The sequence below is a fragment of the Microbulbifer maximicatervae (SeqCode) genome (assembly GCF_052467955.1).
The window spans coordinates 3,092,800-3,114,042 of the sequence record NZ_CP174329.1; the positions used below are offsets into that span (position 1 = coordinate 3,092,800).

Annotated in this window: 19 protein-coding genes; 1 reads left to right on the forward strand and 18 read right to left on the reverse strand. The window is 51.0% G+C overall.

What is annotated here, in order from left to right; translation table 11 throughout:
- Positions 1–64: 64 nt before the first annotated feature.
- From ACJJI5_RS13270 to ACJJI5_RS13345, 16 genes are all read right to left on the reverse strand, one after another.
- Entirely contained in the window at positions 65–2,278 is a 2,214-nt protein-coding gene (locus ACJJI5_RS13270) for a hybrid sensor histidine kinase/response regulator (RefSeq protein ID WP_445354313.1), read from the reverse strand.
- A 46-nt stretch (positions 2,279–2,324) separates the two neighbouring features.
- Positions 2,325–2,528 carry a DUF2788 domain-containing protein gene (locus ACJJI5_RS13275; protein WP_282932717.1) on the reverse strand — a complete coding sequence of 68 codons (204 nt, stop codon included), beginning with the start codon at positions 2,526–2,528 and terminating at the stop codon, positions 2,325–2,327.
- A gap of 109 nt (positions 2,529–2,637) precedes the next feature.
- Positions 2,638–2,910, reverse strand: coding sequence for an acetyltransferase (locus ACJJI5_RS13280; protein WP_282932716.1), 273 nt, complete (start codon positions 2,908–2,910; stop codon positions 2,638–2,640).
- A gap of 181 nt (positions 2,911–3,091) precedes the next feature.
- Positions 3,092–3,580, reverse strand: coding sequence for a type II secretion system protein M (locus tag ACJJI5_RS13285; protein ID WP_444897209.1), 489 nt, complete (start codon positions 3,578–3,580; stop codon positions 3,092–3,094).
- A 57-nt stretch (positions 3,581–3,637) separates the two neighbouring features.
- The gene (gspL, locus tag ACJJI5_RS13290) at positions 3,638–4,981 is read right to left on the reverse strand and encodes a type II secretion system protein GspL (protein WP_445354314.1); all 1,344 of its coding nucleotides are present in this window, start codon (positions 4,979–4,981) and stop codon (positions 3,638–3,640) included.
- Between the two features lie 11 nt (positions 4,982–4,992).
- A complete protein-coding gene (gspK, locus tag ACJJI5_RS13295) occupies positions 4,993–5,979 on the reverse strand; it encodes a type II secretion system minor pseudopilin GspK (protein ID WP_445354315.1) in 987 nt (328 codons plus the stop codon).
- An 18-nt stretch (positions 5,980–5,997) separates the two neighbouring features.
- Positions 5,998–6,726, reverse strand: coding sequence for a type II secretion system protein GspJ (locus ACJJI5_RS13300; protein WP_445354316.1), 729 nt, complete (start codon positions 6,724–6,726; stop codon positions 5,998–6,000).
- Between the two features lie 5 nt (positions 6,727–6,731).
- Positions 6,732–7,103, reverse strand: a complete 372-nt coding sequence (gene gspI / locus ACJJI5_RS13305) for a type II secretion system minor pseudopilin GspI (RefSeq protein ID WP_444897205.1) — start codon at positions 7,101–7,103, stop codon at positions 6,732–6,734.
- Entirely contained in the window at positions 7,093–7,659 is a 567-nt protein-coding gene (gene gspH, locus ACJJI5_RS13310) for a type II secretion system minor pseudopilin GspH (protein ID WP_445354317.1), read from the reverse strand. The genes gspI and gspH overlap by 11 nt, the downstream gene beginning before the upstream one ends.
- Before the next feature lie 19 nt (positions 7,660–7,678).
- Complete coding sequence (gene gspG, locus ACJJI5_RS13315) at positions 7,679–8,107, reverse strand: type II secretion system major pseudopilin GspG (RefSeq protein ID WP_282932708.1); 429 nt, start codon at positions 8,105–8,107, stop codon at positions 7,679–7,681.
- 267 nt (positions 8,108–8,374) lie between these two features.
- Entirely contained in the window at positions 8,375–9,592 is a 1,218-nt protein-coding gene (gene gspF / locus ACJJI5_RS13320) for a type II secretion system inner membrane protein GspF (RefSeq protein WP_413665695.1), read from the reverse strand.
- A 2-nt stretch (positions 9,593–9,594) separates the two neighbouring features.
- A complete protein-coding gene (gene gspE, locus ACJJI5_RS13325) occupies positions 9,595–11,091 on the reverse strand; it encodes a type II secretion system ATPase GspE (protein WP_444905344.1) in 1,497 nt (498 codons plus the stop codon).
- A complete protein-coding gene (gene gspD, locus ACJJI5_RS13330; RefSeq protein ID WP_444897203.1) occupies positions 11,088–13,103 on the reverse strand; it encodes a type II secretion system secretin GspD in 2,016 nt (671 codons plus the stop codon). The genes gspE and gspD overlap by 4 nt, the downstream gene beginning before the upstream one ends.
- Before the next feature lie 57 nt (positions 13,104–13,160).
- Positions 13,161–13,856, reverse strand: a complete 696-nt coding sequence (locus tag ACJJI5_RS13335) for a type II secretion system protein N (protein WP_413665692.1) — start codon at positions 13,854–13,856, stop codon at positions 13,161–13,163.
- 220 nt (positions 13,857–14,076) lie between these two features.
- Positions 14,077–15,006 (reverse strand): electron transfer flavoprotein subunit alpha/FixB family protein, encoded by a 930-nt coding sequence (locus tag ACJJI5_RS13340; RefSeq protein WP_413665691.1) that lies wholly within the window; start codon positions 15,004–15,006, stop codon positions 14,077–14,079.
- The gene (locus ACJJI5_RS13345; protein WP_282932702.1) at positions 15,006–15,755 is read right to left on the reverse strand and encodes an electron transfer flavoprotein subunit beta/FixA family protein; all 750 of its coding nucleotides are present in this window, start codon (positions 15,753–15,755) and stop codon (positions 15,006–15,008) included. Before ACJJI5_RS13345 ends, ACJJI5_RS13340 begins: the two co-directional genes overlap by 1 nt.
- 354 nt (positions 15,756–16,109) lie before the next feature.
- Between ACJJI5_RS13345 and ACJJI5_RS13350 the strand changes: the two genes are divergently transcribed.
- Positions 16,110–17,747: an electron transfer flavoprotein-ubiquinone oxidoreductase gene (locus ACJJI5_RS13350; protein ID WP_413665690.1), complete on the forward strand. Its 1,638-nt coding sequence runs from the start codon at positions 16,110–16,112 to the stop codon at positions 17,745–17,747.
- A 78-nt stretch (positions 17,748–17,825) separates the two neighbouring features.
- Here ACJJI5_RS13350 and ACJJI5_RS13355 read toward each other — a convergent pair whose 3' ends face one another.
- Positions 17,826–18,191, reverse strand: coding sequence for a hypothetical protein (locus ACJJI5_RS13355; protein ID WP_445354318.1), 366 nt, complete (start codon positions 18,189–18,191; stop codon positions 17,826–17,828).
- Between the two features lie 302 nt (positions 18,192–18,493).
- The gene (locus ACJJI5_RS13360) at positions 18,494–21,214 is read right to left on the reverse strand and encodes a TonB-dependent receptor domain-containing protein (RefSeq protein ID WP_445354319.1); all 2,721 of its coding nucleotides are present in this window, start codon (positions 21,212–21,214) and stop codon (positions 18,494–18,496) included.
- Positions 21,215–21,243 lie beyond the last annotated feature (29 nt).

Sequence of the window (21,243 nt, forward strand, 5' to 3'; positions counted from 1 at the left end):
GGGAAATAAAAAAACCGCACTGAAGTGCGGTTTTTATACTGAATATCAAAGCAAGCTCTGTAAGCTAAGCACTACCCAGCCAACGCGCCAAGGTTTCCCGAAGAAGATCCTTGCTCAGAGGCTTAGTCAGAAAATCATCCATACCTGCTGCCAGGCAACGGCCCTCAAATTGCTCTTCAGTAGTACTGGTTACAGCAACAATAGGCAGGCGATCATCCGGGCGGTGCTCAGACTCCCAGCGACGCAGTATCTCGATAATCTGCGCACTATGATCCGTATTTTGCTGGCAGTCCACTAACACCAAATCATAATGACCTTCAGACAAGCGAACTAAAGCATCATCCGCATCTACCGCTATATCTACCTGGTAACCCAGGGCCTGAAGCATTTCCTCAGTCACCCATTGATGAGGCCTAGACTCCTCCACCAACAACAAAGAGTAGTGACGCGGCTGATCCGCCCCACCGGTAACCACTCTTCGACAACTTCTTTTCGCACCGCCAAACAGTAATCCCACTAACGCATCGTGCAGTTCTTTACGGGTCACCGGTCGACTCAGATACTGTGACGATGGTAAGAGTTGCTGCAGGTGAGCAAACTCACTTTTCTGGCCAAAGCCGCCCAGGCATACCAGGCGACTCTCCTTTTCACCAGCTTCTTGGGACTCTTCAAAGAAAGGCGTAATGGAGTCGAAAAGAGTCGAATCCCCCATTGCCGGTGCCATCATTACCAATTGGTTGCGTTCTACCGCTTGGCGAAGCAGCTGCTGGACTTCGCACTCACAACCTTCACACCAGCGGATCGACTTTACATCCATCCCAAAAGAACGCAGCACTTGCACCAGACCTGAAATAAACAGGCCCTTCTGGTGAATTAACAGGACTTCAATATCCTGTAATTTCCTATCCGGTGTGAGATAGGTTCGCTGATTTGGCTCTGTAGAATACTTGATCACCACCTGATAGCGGTTGCCATCCGGCGTTGAATGCAGCTGTAGATAACCGCCCATCGCTTCAGCTAAACCTTTAGCTATCGACAGCCCAAGGCCAGTTGTAACCTGGGTGGTATCCATACGGGAGAAGGCACCGAAAAGCTCGCTCTCATCCGGTAAAATTTCTCCACGCCCATCATCCATTAAGGTGATCGAGAGTTGCCCCTCTACTGTGGTAATCGGGTTATAAGATACCTCACCCCACAGTTCGCCTCTCTGGGCAATGCCTGTAGCGGAGTCCACCAGATTGCGAATCAGCTGGGCCGTTTTGCGATTATCCCCTGTCACCATCACAGGGAGGTTGTCATCAATCTGGAAGTTGAACTCCAATTCCTGACTATGGGCCGCCCTCGCTGCAAACTTGAATGACTTTTCTACTGTCTTGACCAGGTTAAAGGGCCCCTGGCGCAATCGGATATCCTTCCTAGCCACACGGGTAAACAACCCTACATTATCAACCAGTTTTAGCTGCTGACTACTGGCGGCCTTGGCCAACTCCACCCATTCGCGCTGTCGCTCGTTTAATGGCTCAGCTTCCAGTAGTGCCAGAGCACCGAGGGAGTCAGACAGCTGACTGCGGAATTCCTGGCCGATATTGGCAATAAACTCATTGGTCAGTTCAACTGCAGCTTCAGAGTGTTTGCGGGCTGCAGCCAGGCTACTCGCTCTCTGTTGCAGCTCCTGCATCGCAGACAAACGCTCCCAATAGTTCTCCGATTCACGACGGCCCTGGTGGGCAGTCAGCCAAATAAAAGCGAGGGTGAGAGTTCCGTAGATGGTCCCCAGGATCATGCCCGAGAACAGTGCCATTAGCGCTGCTGGCAGTAATGAGGTTGCGGTGAACCAAGTCAGGAAACGATGGTAGGGGGAAAATACGGTAGTGACACTGGAGCAAAAGATTACCGAATAGATCCACAGGAAGTGGGTCTCAGGGGCAAACCCCATTAAATAGACAAAGTAAAATAAGGTGATGCCCCACCAGGCTGAGCCGATAATCGAGAACAGAAAGTAACGATTGCGCCAACGATTTGGCCCCGAGCCATACAGGTGGTCGAAGCGAAAAACGTAGTAGCCCCTGATCAGGGTTAGTACTACCAGGCCGATCCCCATTGTTAATAACAGGCGCGGAGCTTCTAGGCGCATGTCGCCAATAGAGGCTGCGATTAGAAAAGCAAAAAGGGAGAGCACCATGCCGCGCCGGGTATATTTAGCGATACGCATATCAGTTGCGCGGCAAATACGTCTGTCTTTTTGAACCTTAAGTTCAGGGCGATCAAATATAGACATTGCGACCTTCCCTGAGAGACTGGGTATCCGGTGCCATTGAAGCTCCCTAGCCTATCCCGAGTACTTCAACCAAAACGGTCTTTATTAGAAACCCCAGCAATCCAAGCCCCAGAGCGAGGAACAGAATAAATGTCCCAAATCTACCAGCCTTGGAGTCTTTTGCCAGGTTCCAAACAATAAACACCATAAATAGAATTAGTGCACCGATTCCCAACCACAGGGAATACTCTTCAAACTGCTCAAATGTCATGCGTGCATTCGCTTAAAAAATTGGCGCGCATTGTACAGTGCTTGAGGGCAACTGGTAAGTCATTGGCAAAATCTAGTCGACCACCGTACCATTTGGTAAAACTATAAATTCAAGCACCCTGATAGTAGTCGCCATCCTCTGAAGCGTGAGTGCCGCAACGAAGCCTGCGAACCTCTTTATCCCGGTAGCGGCTATCATGCCAGCATCTAGGAAGTGGCTCACCAGAGAGGAAGCATAAGTCAGTTTTATCGAAGACTTCTGGGTCTTGAATCTCTTCACCCCACAAATAACGGCCCACCACAGTCAGCTCGTAGGGATTCGAAAGTGTGACAATATCAGCCACTTCTACCAAATGCTTGGTGGATATGTCTTTAAAAAGCATAGTGGCACCTTTTTCCTCATTACTAAACCAGTATAGGGCTAAAGATGACATTTCCGCCTAAAACCGCCCTCCTTCTGTGAGGGTACACACGATTGGGAGCGTCGATGACGGAGTGCGGTTAAGAGGTGAAAGGGAGAGGCAGGCCCGAATTCTATATTCGAGCCTATCAGTAGGAAGGTTACTAGCCTTCGATCGTCAATCGAGCGGAGACCATACCTTCATCGGCGAGGGCATCCAGATTAATCGTGCGAACAGCCATTTTCTCCTGCATTAGGCGATTCAACCAGGGCTGCAAATCCTGATAACGGACTTCTTCAATCCACAATCGGATACGATTTTCACCCTCAGGCTCAAAGCGCTTAATCACAATCTGGTTTTGTTTGGCCGCACCAGTAACGCGCTGCAAAAGAGTACCTGAAGCACTACCAGCACCACCGCCTGCGGGCTTTATTCGCTCCAGCGTCGGGCGCTGGCCCTCCATCCAGTTAACCAGCTCACGATTTTCTTCCGCTCGCAAACGGGACTCATCAAAGAAGCCCTTTGCCGGGGAGTACAGGCCATAAACAATAAAAATTACGGCTCCGAATATACTCAGCAAACCCAAGGCTCTCTGGTCATTGGGCGGAAGTGCCTGCCATTTCTGGCGCCACTGTTCGATCTGTTCTTTCATTATATTGCTACCACCAATCTCTTCTTACGCTTGGCTGCTTTATATAAAGCGCTGGCTCTAACGTAAGCGAATACGGCCTGAAACGCCTTTTTTCAACTCGTTCGCACCTAACAGGTCCGCCTTGATCCCGCCGCCAGATAGCTTGCTGACAAATGCATCGAGATCAGACAGGTTTTCTGCCTGAAGCTGCAACACCATTTCTCCACGCTGGCCATCAAAACGAAGGGATTGCAATTTTAATGCGCCCCCTTTGTGAGCAATCCAGACTTTACTCAACTGCTGCATCTGGGTAGAGAAAGCACCACCCTGATTACCCGCGCCTTTCAGGAAACCTTCAAGCTGTCGGCGCATCTGGGCAGACGGTCGAGTATTCGGGAATAATTCCGTAAACATCGCCCGGGCCTGCTCTTCAGACTGGTTGCCCTTCCACTGATAAAAAGCACCGGCACCAACGAAAAACAGTAGCTGGATAACAAAACAAGCGGCAGCAACTTTAGCCGGGCGTATCCACCAAGCCGCAGCGCTCTTATTACTCGATAACTGATAATCTCCAGTTAGCAAGTTTGTTAGCAGCCCCAGTTTGAACCGTTCAATAAAGACTTCTTCCGCTGAGCGCTGGTTCAGCTGTAAGCCATCGCCAAACTGGGATTCCAACTCAGCAATCAGCAGCCCATCCTGCTCGCCAGCCCCCAGCAGTACTACCTGTTTGTTATCGATCGGCTCGCCGCTTTCAGAATCATCTTCGCCTTCGGATTCATCACCTTCATCAACTAATAGCGAACCGAGAAGAGGCTGTAAAAAATCGCGATTAACAGTTAGACCCTGCCCGGCATCTTTCCAGATATGCGCTTGGCCGCCATCCAGCCACAGGCGAATGTCACCTTCGATCAAGCTAAGTAATTCATACTCCGGCACAACAGCAGCCAGCGGCCACTGGAGCCGCTCCAACTGGGAGTGAAGCGCTTCTATTTTTTCAACATCAATGGCGTATACGCTGCAGACATCACCGGTGCGGGGTCTGCAGGCAAAGTGTAAGTCCTCGACATCCTGGGCCAAATGCTCCTCAACCATGTAACCAATGGCACTTGCCTGGCGACGAGCTGCCTTAGGTATAGTTTCGAGACCGCTCCATACCCAGTTACCAGGCACCATCAGTAGCGCTTTGGCTCCCTCAGGGAGGTTGAGCTGAGGGAATTCAGGCTGCTCTTCGACGGCTTCAAATTCGGGATTAAATGCCTGAGCAAATTCTGAATCCAAGGCTACTTGTTGCCAATTACCCTCTTGCCACTGATGCAGGCGCAGAGTCAGGTCAGCAGTTTCGCTCAGCCGCAGCAGAACCAGGGACGACTGAGGAGGCGCTGTAGGGGCTTCAATCTCGTTAATGCTTTTCTTTTTAAACATACAATTTCTAACTATTCGCTCTCTTCAGTGCTTTCGTACTCGAGCAACTCCTGCATCATTTGACCAGAAAAGGCCCGGCGCTGGCGCTGGCGCACCCGAACCTTGCCATCTGTACTATTCCGAACCAGGGCGGACTCCCAATACTGCCTGTATTCGCCATCGCTTCCGAGTTGGACAGCAATTCGCGCCAGAAAGTGCTGGCTTTGAAAAGTAAAAGGCCCCGAGTTAGCGATTTCATAATCTGCATATTCACTCGAGTCACTGATATAACCGCCCGACTCGCGAAGTTGCACCAACTTGGAAACACTTGCGGAAGGCTCAATCGCCTCGATTAACTCCTCGGAAGCCGTGTTGATATTCACCAGGGTTCCTGTCTCCGGGAGGGCACAAAGGAAAGGCACAAGTTTCTCCCAGTCCTCTAATTCCATATCTACTACCGATGACAACTCAGTAATATCAGTGATCATCATGTCCGGTGTTCTGTGGGCAAGTTCCCTTCCCAGGTAGCCGTCATCCTCTGTCCCCGAGGTTCGCGGGGTATCGCCATCGTCCACCCAATCTGCAATTGACTTGGCCAGGTCAGACTTGCCGGTAACATTATTCACCAGGCGCTGGAAGATCTCGAATTGATCACTATCGCTGCTATCAGACAAATTATTCACGTTAAAACATGAGTGTAAGTCTTTGATATTCATGCGAATTTTGCCATTATCAGGATTGAACTGCAGAACGGGGAATGCCCAGGCCTCCAAGGCATGGTCTGCGGTTTCCTCCTCTTCCTGGTCTTCTTCGAAATCCTCCAACAGCGCTACCCGTGTCCAGGCCTCAGCCGCTTCAACAAACTCTGCCAACTGTGTGTTGGCCAACAGTGCACCGCTGCGGGAAATCGCAATCTGATCGCGCAAGATAGCGTGGGATACCGCCGCGATGGCAATCACCATCACCAGCAGTACAACAATCAGAGCCACCCCTTTTTGACGAGCCAGCGACCTCGGCATTTTTCTACCTTTCATCGCCTAACGCTCGTCATCATCATCGTCGTCAGCAGAGGAACTGTCTTCCGCTGCCAGTATCTGGAAGACGCGACGGACCTCCCCGTACTGTCGGGTAACGATGACAAACTCAATAGCTTGCGGAAGCCGTATATCCGCTTCTGTTTGGGAACCGTCCGAGCTGATCGGTGGCCACTGGGCAACCCAGGCATCAGTGTCTGGGTCCAGGTATTGAAGGCTTAAACTTTCGACTCCCATTAGCAGAGGCTCGGCGATGGGCACAGAATCGGGAGACCGATCCAAGACCTGCCAGCGACTGCGCAGTAATAATCCACCTATATCGTCCTCGCCCTCCCGGCCAGTGCCGGTGGTCAGGGAGTCGATCTCAAGATCCTCGGCGTATCCGATGCTATAACTCAAACGCAATAGCTCGCCCCGAGGTTCCCCGGTGAGATTTGCCGCACCAAGGCGCGTAAATTCCAACTCATCTTCATCACCACGTAACGCATGCTCATAACCGCTGTAGGCATTCTTAACAGCGCGGGCAGTTACCTGGCGAAAATCATTGTCTATACGGTACATCGCCATAGAAAAGCGACGTAGCTGCTCGGCCCTCTGGTCCACCATCTCTTCCGTGTCAAAAAAGAGTCCCAACAGCGAAAAGGAACCGACACTGATAATGGCGACAAGAACTAAAACTATGAGGACTTCAATGAGGGTAAAGCCCGACTGGCTGGAAAGGCGCAAAGACATATCAGTTACTCCTCAGCAGCCCAAGCATCCAGGGTCAGAGTTGGGTACTCAGCATCCAGGTGGCCTACTTCAATAATGATATGGCGCAAGCGCTCATTACTGGTGGCCTCCACTCGGGCACTAACCTCCCACTCCCTTTGCCCCAAGACCACCTGATCTGTTTGTTCCCCTAAAGGAGGCCAAGGAGTTTGCACGCGGACTTGGGAGAGCACTTGTTGGGCAACCCAGTTTGCCGAGAGACGATCCTCCATCACCCGCTGCTGGCCAACACTGCGCTGCATTGCCTTCAGAACACTGGCGGCAATAACCCCAAAAATAACCAGGGCTATCAAGACTTCTACCAATGTAAAACCGCGCTGGGCTCTCTTAAAATTCATCGGCCTGCCACTCTAGCTGCAATCCGTTCAGGCTGGTGTAAGAAATAGTCGCACCTCGAACGTCGTCGCCATTCTCAACAAGGTACATGGCAACTTCTACGGGAAGTACCTCTCCACTGGAGAGAGCAACAAATTGCGGAACGACTCGATCTTCATTGGTCTCTTCTGCAAATTCCGTGGATTCTGTCGACGGCAGCTCCGCCTCAGTTATCACTTCAAGGCGAACAATTTCCGGTAATTCATGGGTGGCAAAACGCGCAGCACGCCGCCCCGACGCAACCGAATCTATCGGCAACCAGGTCATTGTTTCTTGCTCAAAATGCACCACGCTATAAGTGCCCTGCTCAAAAACAACGCCGTAATGCATTTTGTCAATCAGGGCTCGATCCGCAACCAACTGCAATAGGGCCGACAAGCGCTGGGCTTCTTTTTGCCACATGCGCGCGCCGGAATTCCCCATCGATAGAGTCGCCATGCCCGCCAGAGAGGCGATGATGACAATCACTACCAATAGTTCGATCAGCGTAAAACCACGGCTTCGACCGATGCTATACATCAAGTGCAAATTTCAGGTGTTACAGGTCAGTAACGTAGATATCAGCAGCTTCGCCCTCACCGCCCGCTTTGCCATCGGCACCGAGCGTGAACAGGTCGTAGGCACCGGCACTGCCTGGGCTGATGTACTGATATTCATAGCCCCAGGGATCTTTCGGCGCTTTCTTCAGGTAGGGCTCAGTCCAGTTCTTCGCTTCGGGGAAGCCGGACGGACGGGATACCAGTGCCATCAAACCCTGATCAGAGCTGGGGTAGACAAAGTTATCCATACGGTAAAGGTCTAGTGCAGTCTCGATAGCTTTCAGGTCAACCCTGGCCGCTTTCATTCGAGCTTCGCCGGTCTTGCCAAGAACATTAGGTACAACCAGTGCACCAAGCACCCCGAGAATTACGATCACCACCATAATTTCAATCAGGGTAAAGCCACCACTTTTACGTAGGGTTTTCATTTTTCTCTCCTAGTTCACTCTAACTCTGGGAACCCCAAGGGTCACGATACCCTTCGTGACCCCAATTATTTAAAAGTCACCAAATCAGTAAATTACACGATTCCCCAGCCTAAAGCAGCAACATGCCCAGCAAAACTGCCGCTCCCAGCCCAACAAGAATCTTCGACGCCTCTAGCAGTGTAAAGCCGGCGCTGTTGCGCAAGGATTTCATACCAACCTCCTGAAGCAGCTACGCAATTTCTCTTTGACCTACATCTAATTTGAGCATTAAACAACCAATTCGTTCATGCTCAGAATCGGCATCATAATAGCCATAACGATGAACAACACGATGGCAGCCATTATCAGCAGCATCAGAGGTTCAAAGATGCTCACAAAGGCAGTTACCGCACCCTGCAAATCCTGTTCTTGCGAATCCGCCGCACGCTGAAGCATTTCATCGAGAGTGCCCGAAGATTCACCACTTGCGATCATATAGATCATCATCGGTGGGAAATAGCCTACATCTTCCAGGGCTTTACGAAGGCTCCCGCCCTCGCGCACGCTCTTTTGAGCCGCATCGAGTCGGTCTTTAAGGAAGGTATTGGTCATTACTCCACCGGCGATACCCATGGCTTGAACCAGCGGCACACTGCTGCCCGTAAGAATCGCCAGGGTCCCTACATAGCGAGCACTCTGTGTCCCTCGCATCATCCAGCCAATAATTGGCAGCTCCAGCAAACGGTGGTGGAAACGATACCGAATTGCCGGGCGCCGCAGCATCATCACAGCGCCAAAAATGAGCGCCCCAAGTGCCGGCGGCACCAACCAGCCCCAGGCAGAAATAAAATCGCTCATGGAGACCAGGATGCGGGTAGCCAGCGGCAAAACCTGCCCGGTGCCGGTAAATACCTCGATAACATCAGGTACCACGTACACCATCAAACCGGTTACAACCAATACACAGATAAATACCAAAACAACTGGGTAGATCAGAGCCAGCTGCACCTTCTGCCGAAATTGCTGCTGCCCTTCCGTATAGTCACCAAGGCGATCCAGCACCGCATCCAAATGACCAGAGTGCTCCCCTGCTTCAACCGTAGCGCGATAGAGTTTGGGGAATGCCCGTGGAAAACTGCTCAGGGCCAAGGCGAAACTGTGCCCTTCAAGAATTTTGCCCCGAACAGCCAATACCACGCGTTTGATTTTTTGGTTGCGTGTCTGGTTGGCAATGGCCCCTAGGGTTTCTTCCAGGGGAATTCCCGCTCGAAGCAAGGTGGACATCTGCCGAGTTAGCAGGGCCAGGTTTTTAACACTCAGCCCAGGGCTACCAGATAGAAAGCTGGCGCCGCCCTTCTCTTCTTTCTCGGTAGCTGCACTGACTTCCAGGGGCACCATGCCTTTCGCGCGCAGTTGCTGCCGCGCAGCGCGCGCGCTATCCGCCTCGAGCGTACCGCGACTCTTGCGGCCGGATGCTGCCAGCGCTGTATACTCAAAAGCTGCCACAATCAGGACTCCTGCGTAACTCGTAGTACTTCCTCAAGGGAGGTCCTACCCGCCAGTACTTTCTCTACTCCATCGTCGCGGATGCTGGGGCCAAGCTTGCGGGCTTCAGCAACCAACTTGCTTTCTGAAGCACGATCGTGGATCAATTGGCGCATCACTTCGTTGAGCGGCACCAATTCATAGATACCGATACGACCGACATAGCCACTGTGATTACACTCTTCACAGCCATTAGGTCGATAGATGATGGCTTCCTCATCAGGCCCGACGCCTAAAACCTCACGCTCGCTGCTGTCAGCCACATGAGGTTGCTTGCATTCAGGACACAGAACTCGCACCAGGCGCTGGGCAAGAACACCAATCACGCTGGACGACAGAAGGAAAGGTTCAATTCCCATATCCACCAGACGGGTTACCGAACCCAAAGCCGTGTTGGTGTGCAGGGTTGAGAGCACCAAGTGTCCGGTTAAACTCGCCTGGATTGCAATCTGCATAGTCTCCAGGTCTCGAATCTCACCGACCATCACTACATCCGGATCCTGACGCAGGATCGCGCGAAGTCCCCGGGCGAAAGTCATATCGGCTTTGGTATTTACCTGAGTCTGTCCAACCCCTTCCAGGTTGTATTCCACCGGGTCCTCGACCGTCAGAATGTTCTTCTCACGGTTATTGATACTACCGAGGCCAGCATACAAGGTGGTGGTTTTACCGGAGCCCGTTGGCCCGGTCACCAGGATAATGCCGTGGGGATGTCCCAACAGGTCTGTCATCACGCGCAAGTCGCGATCTGCCATCCCCAGCTTACTCAGGTCCATTTTGCCCGCTTGCTTATCCAGCAAACGCATTACCACCCGCTCACCCGCCGATGACGGCATGGTAGAGACACGTACATCTACCTCTCGGCCAGCCATCAAAAGGGAGATCCGGCCATCTTGAGGCACGCGTTTTTCGGCGATATCCAGTTTTGCCATTACTTTAATACGGGATACCAGCAAGGGAGCCAGAGCTCGCCGGGGTTGCAGTACTTCACGAAGTACGCCATCGACCCGGAAGCGCACGACAAGGCGCTTCTCAAAAGTTTCAATATGAATATCCGAGGCGCCCTGCTTCAGCGACTCGGCAAAAATTGCGTTGATCAATTTGACGATAGGTGCATCGTCTTCCTGTTCCAACAAGTCCTCAGTCTCAGGCAGCGAATCGGCGACCGCTGCAAGATCCAGGTCTTCACCCAGGCCTTCGACTTCGGAGAGGTTGCCACCCTCCCTGTTTTCATACAGGCGCTGCAAAGCACCCTGGAAAACATCTTCCTCTACAGCCTCCAAAGATACAGCCGCACCACTGATGCGCTGTACTTCGGCAACCGCTGATGGACTCAGCGGCGCCACATATTGGCAGAGGGGTTTGCCTTCCTGCTCGGTTAACAGAACCTTGTGACGCTTTGCGAAAGCGTAAGGAAGGCGGCGAATTGTTGGAGTCCCTGTTCCTGTTTCAGCCGTCATTTAGCTTCTTCTACCTCCAACACCTCAACCTCAACATCCACATCTTCTTCGACTGATTCAATGGCAGCACCATCTATAGAACCATCTACTGGCGCAGGGCTCTCGTTGTAGGTGCCTGTTGGCGGCATCAGGTCAGGTAGTACATCACCGCGGTGCCAATCCCAGATCAGGCTGGTGCGGTCTTTCAGGAATATTTGCTTCTGCTGCATATCCATGTAGCGCTTGCGCGTCTCCTCATAGCCAGCAACTTGACTACTGAGGATTCTGGGACGCAGGAACACCATCAGATTAGTTTTGCTAACACTCTTCTCAGTGTTTCTGAACAAGCGACCAATGCCGGGAATATCACCGAGGAGAGGCACTTTGGACACGGTTTCATTCACCTGATCTTCCATCAAACCACCCAGTACCAGGATCGCGCCATCATCGATCAATACTTTTGTGCGGATCTCACGCTTGCTGGTAACGATGTCGGATGCACCTTCCGCTGCAGCCGTAGCAGAAGACAAAACGTTTTCAACCTTTTGCTCGATCTCGAGAGTTACCGAGTTGTTGTTATTCACACGGGGAATCACTTTAAGAGTGGTACCCACATCCTCACGCTGGATTGTGGTAAACGGATCATCGTTACTACCAGACAGCAACTGTTCACCGGTAATAAAAGGTACGTTCTGGCCCACCAAAATCTCGGCTTCTTCATTATCCAAAGCCATAATTGTTGGTGTAGAAAGGATATTGGTATTGCTCTCTGACGCTACGGCATTAATCGCAGCACGGATATCACCGCCACTGAGGTAGCCCAGGTGCAATGCCCCAGCTCCCACCAAATCAGTCACAGGAAGTGAAAATGGGTTGGGTTCCCCATCGGAATCCGTACCTAACTGGTTATTCCAGCCGGCAACAGCATTACTGCCGGAACCAGCAATCCAACTAATACCCAGTTCGCTACCTGTACCTTCAACTACCTCTACAATAATTGCCTCAATCAAAACCTGCGCTCTGCGCACGTCCAACCTGGCAATAACACCTTTCATGGTTTCAAGGAGAGCGGGAGGAGCAGTTAACACCAGTGCGTTGAGCGATTCGTTAACTTGAATGCTGACTTCAATATTCGCCGCTTGCTGGTCTTTCTCTGTGTTCTGGATGCTACCGCTCATACCCTCGAGGATAGGCTTCAGATCTGCTGCATTGGCATACTGGATATAAACAACTGCGGTGTTGCCTTCGCCATCCAGCGGTGCATCGAGACGGCCTATTACCGTCTTAATCTGCTGGCGGGTAACAGGGTCTCCGGTCAGGAGAATACTATTGGAGCGTTCATCAACAGAAATACGCAGCGGTTGCACTTCCTTACCCGCTTTGCCTCCACTCGATTGAAGTAGATCGGTAAGAACTTGCTTTACTTCCTTCGCAGAAGCAAACATCAACGGCACCACTTCAATATCAATAGCGCCGGCGCGGTCAAGTTGCTTCACCAGGCGAATAATCTGGTCAATATTCGCAGCGCGGTCAGCAATTATCAGAGTGTTGGTATCAGCATAAGCAGCCAAGTGCCCAGTTTGCGGAATCAGCGGGCGCAACATAGCAATCAGCTGTGAAGCGGAAATATTCTCAACCCTTATAGTGCGAACAACCAGGGATTCCGCGGGAGCTCGAGTGGCCTCATCTGCGACAGGTATCGCCTGCTGCTTGGCCAGCGCATCGGGAACTACTTTCCAGGTTCCGCCCTGTTCCACCAAACTAAAGCCATTGACTTGAAGCACCGACATAAATACATCAAAGGCTTCATTGTGAGTCATTGGATCACCGGCAACTACGGTGACCTTACCCTTAACATTCGGGTGGACAATAATATTTTTGCCAGTGAAATCAGCAGCCCAATTGATCAGATCACGAATGTCTGCATTGTCGAGAGAAAGGGTAACCCGCTCCGGGCCCTGAGCCAGCGTTGCAGTACAAACAAAAAAACTCAATCCGACCGCAAGCAGCCGTCGATAAAACATCTTCATCATTATTTATCTGGCTCTAGTAAATGTTCAAAAAATCAAAACAATCTAGGTAGATAGTTTTTATTTAGGCTCACGCTGAGCACGACGCTCGCGGGCCAATTCACGCAGCTGCTCCATTCTCTCCCGAATGTTCTGCTGGTTCTCATCTCTTTGAGCAGTTCTTCTGGAGGAGCTGGAACTTGACGTTCTCTGTCTGGAACTGCTGACGCCTCTCAATGGTACGTTTGGCCTTCCGTCCACTTCTGGGTATGTCAGTTTTTCCATCCTGCCATTACGACGAAGAACCACATGGTCAACCTCAACAGAATAAAGTTCGGCGCCACCCGGAAGCCGATCACCGACATACAAACGCTTGGAGGGTTTACCTTTCTCCGACACCAGGGCACTGGCTTTGGTTTTATTGGAGCTGTCAAAAACACCGGATAAAACAATATTCAGCTGGGTCAGAGGAATATTTTCGAGGTCGACTTCAGGGACTTCTGTAGCCTTTTTAGGTTCAGCACGTCCAAAGAACGGCGTGCTGGGAAGACTGGCAGCGCTGGGGGGAGGAGCACCTCTCGGGCTTTTACGCTCCGCGAGCAGGGATTCCTGAGGATCGCTTGGGACCAATAGGGAGCCATAGGCAAACAAATTGCCAGACAACCACAACAGGCCAATAGCTGACGCCGCCATAGTGCCACGGGAGAGACCTTTGCTCGACTCGCCCTGGGCAAACTTATTGCCAATTGAGCCAACGGCTCGCGCTAGAGGGGACATGAACATACCCACATACAAGTTCAACTTTCTGAGGTTATTGGTTTTTGACGCCTATTTTCTTGCCTCAGCCCGGGAAAGGCAACGCTCTTTCAAGTTAAACGCCGCAAACCCTCATTTCGTCCCTTAAATTGCACACTAGTTCCGCAGGTTGTCACCAAAAAACGAAAAAAGGCGGCATGACGCCGCCTTTTTCAATGCCCGCTAGTATAGCAATCGGACATTACAGCTTTGTTTCAAGCTCTGGTACAGCTTCAAACAGGTCAGCTACCAGACCGTAGTCAGCAACGGAGAAGATCGGTGCTTCTTCGTCTTTATTGATGGCTACGATAACTTTGGAGTCTTTCATACCTGCCAAATGCTGGATCGCGCCGGAGATACCAACGGCAATATACAGGTCAGGGGCAACGATCTTACCGGTTTGACCAACCTGCATATCGTTAGGTACGAAACCTGCATCCACAGCAGCACGGGAGGCACCAACTGCAGCCCCCAGTTTGTCGGCCAGCTTGTACAGCATTTCGAAGTTTTCGCCATTCTGCATGCCGCGGCCACCAGAAATGACTACGCTCGCAGCGGTCAGCTCAGGACGATCGGATACAGCCAGCTCTTCGCCGACAAAAGAGGAAACACCAGCGTCATCCGCGATATCTACAGATTCAACCGCTGCACTTCCACCTTCAGCCGCCACGGCGTCAAAGGCAGTGGTACGTACAGAGATTACCTTGATGGCATCGGAGCTCTGTACAGTGGCAATGACGTTACCCGCATAAATCGGGCGCTTGAAAGTATCTGCACTTTCAACAGCGACGATGTCGGAAATCGGCTGAACATCCAGCAGCGCAGCAGCGCGTGGCAGCATGTTCTTACCGGTAGTAGTGGCTGGAGCCAGGATATGACCGTAGTCTTTACCCAAGTCCGCTACCAGCTTGGCAACGTTCTCAGCCAACTGGTGCTCGTAAGCGGCATTATCTGCCAGCAGTACCTTGGAAACGCCTTCAGCTTTAGCAGCAGCCTCCGCTACAGGGCCGCAGCCAGATCCAGCAACCAATACAGCAACATCACCACCAATAGCCTTGGCAGCAGCGATGGTGTTGAGCGTAGCGCCCTTCAGTTCGGCGTTGTCGTGTTCAGCAATAACCAGAATGCTCATCAGATTACCTTCGCCTCGTTTTTCAGTTTCTCTACCAGTTCAGCAACGTCAGCAACCTTAATGCCTGCTTGACGCTCAGCCGGCGGCTCAACTTTCAGGGTTTTGGTGCGGGGAGTAATATCAACGCCCAGCTCATCCGGGGTCGTGGTATCGAGAGGCTTACGCTTTGCCTTCATGATGTTAGGCAGGGAGGCGTAACGCGGCTCATTCAGGCGCAGGTCAGTAGTAACAATGGCAGGCAGTTTCAGTTCAACAGTCTGCAGGCCGCCGTCAATTTCACGAGTTACCTTAACAGCGTCGCCTTCTACGGCAACTTCAGAGGCGAAGGTACCCTGCCCCATGCCAGTCAAAGCACCCAGCATCTGGCCGGTCTGGTTGTTATCGCCATCGATGGACTGCTTGCCCAGAATTACCATTTGAGGCTCTTCTTTCTCAACAATCGCTTTCAGGCATTTGGCTACTGCCAGAGGCTGCAGCTCAGCATCGGTCTCAACCAGGATACCGCGGTCGGCACCCAGGGCCAGTGCAGTGCGGATTTGCTCTTGGCATTGCTTGGAGCCCATGGAAACGGCGACTATCTCGCTGACAACGCCTTTTTCCTTCAAGCGCACCGCCTCTTCTACTGCGATTTCGCAGAAGGGGTTGATAGACATTTTGACGTTGGCTGTATCAACGTCAGAGCCGTCCGCCTTGGGGCGAACCTTGACGTTGTAGTCAACAACGCGTTTCACAGCTACAAGAACTTTCATGGAAATCCCGTCTCAAATATGCTTTTTAACAGCCGCGACTGATAATTCACGTCGCGAACGGATACGGTGTTCTGGTCAAACAAGTGTTTGAACGGCGTGTATGGTGGCGGTTCTATAGCGCAAAATCAATAGTCAAATGGAAGTCCCTCCTGCCATTCACAAAATCTATTTCCGGGAATAAGAACCACCTATCCACCCCCAGTAAGCCGTTGAAATACAGCGCATTTGCCATAGCAAATGAATAGTCATGCAATTGGTAGGGTTGATTAAACGCCTATATAATCCGCCAGCAATATAAATGATAAGGCCGGATTGGCCGCAAAAAAGTTGAATACAACTGCTGAGGAGAGTGCCGTGGAACGCGAATCAATGGAATACGATGTAGTGATCGTGGGTGCCGGCCCCGCTGGATTGGCCGCGGCCTGTCGTATTCGTCAGCTCAATGAAGACGTCTCTGTATGTGTCGTGGAGAAAGGCTCAGAAGTAGGAGCTCACATCCTATCCGGTGCTGTATTTGAGCCCACCGCCCTTAATGAACTCTTCCCCGACTGGAAAGAACGTGGAGCCCCCCTCAATACTGAGGTAAAAGGCGACGACATCTACGTCCTGCGCAGCGAAGAGAACTCTATAAAAGTCCCCAACATGTTTGTGCCCAGCACCATGCACAACGAGGGCAACTACATTATCAGTCTCGGCAACCTGTGCCGTTGGCTGGCAGAACAAGCCGAAAGCCTGGGAGTGGAAATCTTCCCTGGGTTCGCCGCTGCTGAAATTTTGTACAACGAAGATGGCTCTGTAAAAGGTATCGCTACTGGCGATATGGGCATCGGCATGAACGGAGAGCAAAAAGACTCTTACATGCCGGGCATGGAGCTGCATGCCAAATACACTCTCTTCGCTGAAGGTTGTCGCGGTCACCTGGGCAAGCAGCTGATCGAACGCTTTAAGCTAGACGAAGATGCCGACCCACAACACTACGGCATCGGTATTAAAGAGATTTGGAAAGTCCCTGCGGACAAACACCAGCAAGGCCTGGTTGTTCACACTGCTGGCTGGCCGCTGGAACAAAGCTCCACCCACGGTGGCGGCTTCCTTTACCACCTCGAAGACAACCAGGTTGTTGTCGGCTTGATTACTGACCTCGCCTATAGCAATCCCCATGTGAGTCCATTTGACGAGTTCCAGCGCTATAAACACCATCCGGTAATCAAGCAGTACCTGGAAGGTGGCGAGCGCGTCGCCTACGGTGCCCGCGCCATAGTAAAAGGTGGCCTTCAATCTCAACCGAAAATGACCTTCCCTGGCGGCCTGTTGATCGGTGATAACGCCGGCACCCTGAACTTTGCCAAGATCAAGGGCAATCACACCGCGATGAAATCCGGCATGATCGCGGCTGAGTCTGTAGTTGAAGCCCTCGCCGCTGAGCGCAATAGCGAAGAGCTGACCGACTACACCACCAAGTATCGCGATAGCTGGGCCTGGAAAGAGCTGCACATGCAGCGCAACTTCGGCCCGGCCCAGCACAAATGGGGCAACATTCTGGGATCTGCCTATGCATTTGTGGATATCAATATCTTTAAAGGCAAGCTTCCCTGGACCCTGCGCGACACCAAGGCTGATCACGCCCAACTCAAGCCTGCTGCTGACTGCGCTAAGATTGACTATCCGAAGCCCGACGGCGTACTCAGTTTTGACAAGCTATCTTCCGTGTTTATTTCCAATACTAACCACGAAGAAGACCAGCCTTGCCACCTGACCCTGAAGGACCCAGAAGTTCCGCTGAGTCACAACCTGCCGATTTACGATGAACCCGCGCAGCGCTACTGCCCTGCCGGTGTTTATGAGGTTATTGAAGACACCAACGGTAAGCGCTTCCAGATCAACGCTCAAAACTGCGTACACTGTAAGACCTGTGACATTAAGGACCCAACCCAAAATATTGTTTGGGTAACCCCTGAAGGTGCCGGCGGCCCCAATTATCCAAATATGTAATTGGGTCTACACATAAAAAATGGCGCCGATGGCGCCATTTTTTATTGCTAGCTAGGGAGTTTCAGCAGCAAATTGCCGCTATCGAAGAATCCAAAGCGAATCGACAACCGGTATTGTATAGCCCCACGGGCTATTTGAGCATCCATCTAACCAGACACCCACCTTCTTTTCTGCAACCAGTGCTGTCAAAGCAACACTTAGCTTTTGATCTGCACCTTCAGTTTCTCTTCTAAGTAGCACCCTATCAGAACGGTCACAACCATCGGGATTTGAGAAATCATTATCAAGAGCCTCAAAGACAATGAAATCATCACCGGGTAAACGCACCGCATTCAGATTTCTTTCCCCCCCACTCCCTTTAGCGTACGCGTAAGACGAAAGACCTAAACATAGCGTTACCCCTACCACTACCCCTCTAGTTTTATTTTTCAATATAGATGCCATTTATAGATATTCCTTTCTAAATATTGCTAACACCCCAAGTTTACTCGAAAAAGGGAAGGCGAGAAAAGGGGATACCTCCAGTGCACCAACTCCTAAGGAATCACAAATAAGACAAGATCAATTTGGCTGAGCAAAAATTTGTTATAACCGATCCGTGCATAGCAATTTGACTAATTAAAAGCCATGAATCTCCAGGCCAATAACAAAAGCTGTGTACCGATATAGATTCCTACATATAATTTACCGCTAGATGCCAAGCACGCAAAAGCGCGCTTGGCATCTAGCGTGACCGATATTCCGCTTTAAAATTTATACTGAGCACTCAGCGCAAAAGTCTGCCCAACCTCCTCTTCAAAAACGGTGACACTCTGCCTCTCAATTTCAATGACTTCACCCAATAGGTTCTGCACTTTCGCCTTCACCGTCACCTCATCAGTTGGATACCAGAAGTAAGTTAAATCCAGAGAGTGGAATGGCTGCTCAAATGAATCGGGATGAGGATCTCGCCCCGCTTTGTAAAGGCGCTCACCAAATACGTTGTAAACCAAGCTGGCAGAATGGTTCCCGTCCGGGCTATCAAAGCCGAGTAGCATATTAACCACATAATCAGATGCCCCTGTCATTTCGCGGACTGCATTAGTCGGTGCATCAGCCTCATCACCGGCAACAATTTCCGAGTCTTGAAGCGTAATATTGCCCTGCAGGAAGAAGCTATCCATTGGGTCAGAGATAAAGCCAAGGCTTTTCATACCCTCTATTTCTATACCGGTAATCTCACCAGACTCAGCATTTATAATCTCTCGCGCAATATTGTCATCACTTGAGGCAGCTTCAAAAAACTCAATAGGATTAACAATATCCTTATAGAAAGCCGAAATAGTCAGGCTATCGCCGCTATCAAAAAACCACTCTGCGCGAATATCGTAGTTGTCGATCTCCGACGGCCGAACACTCGAATTCCCCCTGATCTGATCATCAGTGTGCGGATCTATATAAATAGCGTCGGTAATTTCACGCAAGTCGGGCCGAACAGCGGTCTTGGATGCACCGAACCTCAACTGGAATGTCTCCGCCCAAAATGACCCCATATAGGTCAAGGATAATGAAGGATAAATATCATCATCCGTATATACCGCTTCAGCCAACTCCCCGGGGTCATTCGTAATCTGTGGTTCACTTTGCGAGAAACTATAGGGGTTCCACTCTAAAGCAGCTTGACTATAGTCCTCCCATCGGGCCCCGGCTGATATACGCCAGGTTTCCTCAAGAGTCCAATCGAACTTACCGTAGATCGCATCTGTCGAAGTAGCGGCCAAATAACTTTGCTTGTTACTGCCAGACTTGGCAAAAACAAAGTTATTTTCATCGTTAGTGATATTGGTATCGCTAAACACATCACTCAAAGGGTCATCAAGAATTGAGGGGTCAGCCACACTGAAGATATCCAATCCAAATTCAGTTTGCTTATAGGAGCGCCCCTTCTCAATTCGAGCAAACCCACCACTCAACTCCAACGAAGACGAGGAAAACTCAACGGGCAATGTTGCGGACCAACCGTAGTTTCGGACCTCATCCTCCAGCTCGGTAAATCGAAAACTCGCACTCCGCGAAGCAATATCCACCGTTGAGTTAATAACCTCTCCGGTTTCAGGGTCAGTTTCGGTGTTAGCAATCACCTCAACCTGATTGGGGATATCTGTCATCGCCGTTGAATCGGAGTAGAACCAGTCAACCACCAAATCCTCAGGCACCCAACTTAGGGAGCTGACGGACAGCAGGCCTTTTGTTTCTGGACCAAGAGAGTGACTTCCCTTTATTTGATGAAGCACCAGCTCCCGCTCTTCATACTTCAGGTCATAATTTCTCGATCCAGCGCCATCAGACAATAGACGATTTGAGTCAAAGTAATCCCTGATTGAAGTCTCATCGTCCGTATTCCTCAAATACAAACTGATACTCTCAACCGAATGCTCGTCCGCAAAACGTATACCTAGGTTTAAATTTCCACTGATATCTACGGAGTAAGTAGACTCGGTTCGACGGTCAACCTGCTCCTGTGGGTTACCGTAGTCACGAATAGTGCGCTCACTCTCCCTCCACTTACTCTTGTAGGAGGCTCCAGCCAGGAAACCGAACTCCCAATCGTCCCCGTAGTAGAAGCGATTCCCTACACTAGCCTTGTAGTCTTGGTCAGGATCGCTAGATTCCTCTTTAATAGAAATATCACGATTCAAGCTTAGGGCGAGTTCCCTATTTAGCGCTTGAGCCGCCTTTTCCGCCTCCTGGTTACTTGAATACTCATTCCCCTCAGCAATCAAGGTATCACGGATATCCGCAACTGTAATATTACCCTTGAAGCGTTGCAGTGCCGCAGATATCTCACCCGGCATCGCCCTGGTACCATCATCAGCACCCCAAATATCATCATCTCCACCGCTGTAGCTGAGCACATCACCATTGACTTCACTATTGGTGCCCGTACCAACTTCAATAGCGTAAGTCAGATCATCAGGTATCCCTTTGGTGCGGATATCGACATTACCACCTCCAAACGAGGCAGACTTATCAACTGAGTAGCTCTTCTGTACCGCTAGCGATTCCACGATAGAGGTCGGGAATAGATCTAGTGGGATGACATTTCTGGTCAGATCCGGGGATGGCACCGTCGAACCATTGAGAGTTGTACTTGAATATCGCTCACCCAAGCCCCTTACGTAAACGAACTTGTCACTTACCAGGGATAATCCGGATACTCGTCGCAGCGCTGCGGCTACGGTAGAGTCCCCCACCCTGCTGATCATCTCAGCCCCGAGGATATCCGTAACTACCTCCTCCTCCAGGCGCTCGCTGATTAGGACTTCAGCAGAGTCCTTCAGCCGCCCCTGGACTACAACCTCTTCAATCCCAGGAGTGGCACTATCAACCAGTTCAGCATCCTGTGCATACACTCCAGCTGCAAATGTGGAGCCCGCAGCTACCGCCAAAACAAGCGGCGCCCTTTGAAATCTTTCGCACTTAACCATCTCTCAGGCCTCTTTTCATTCCTAAGAAT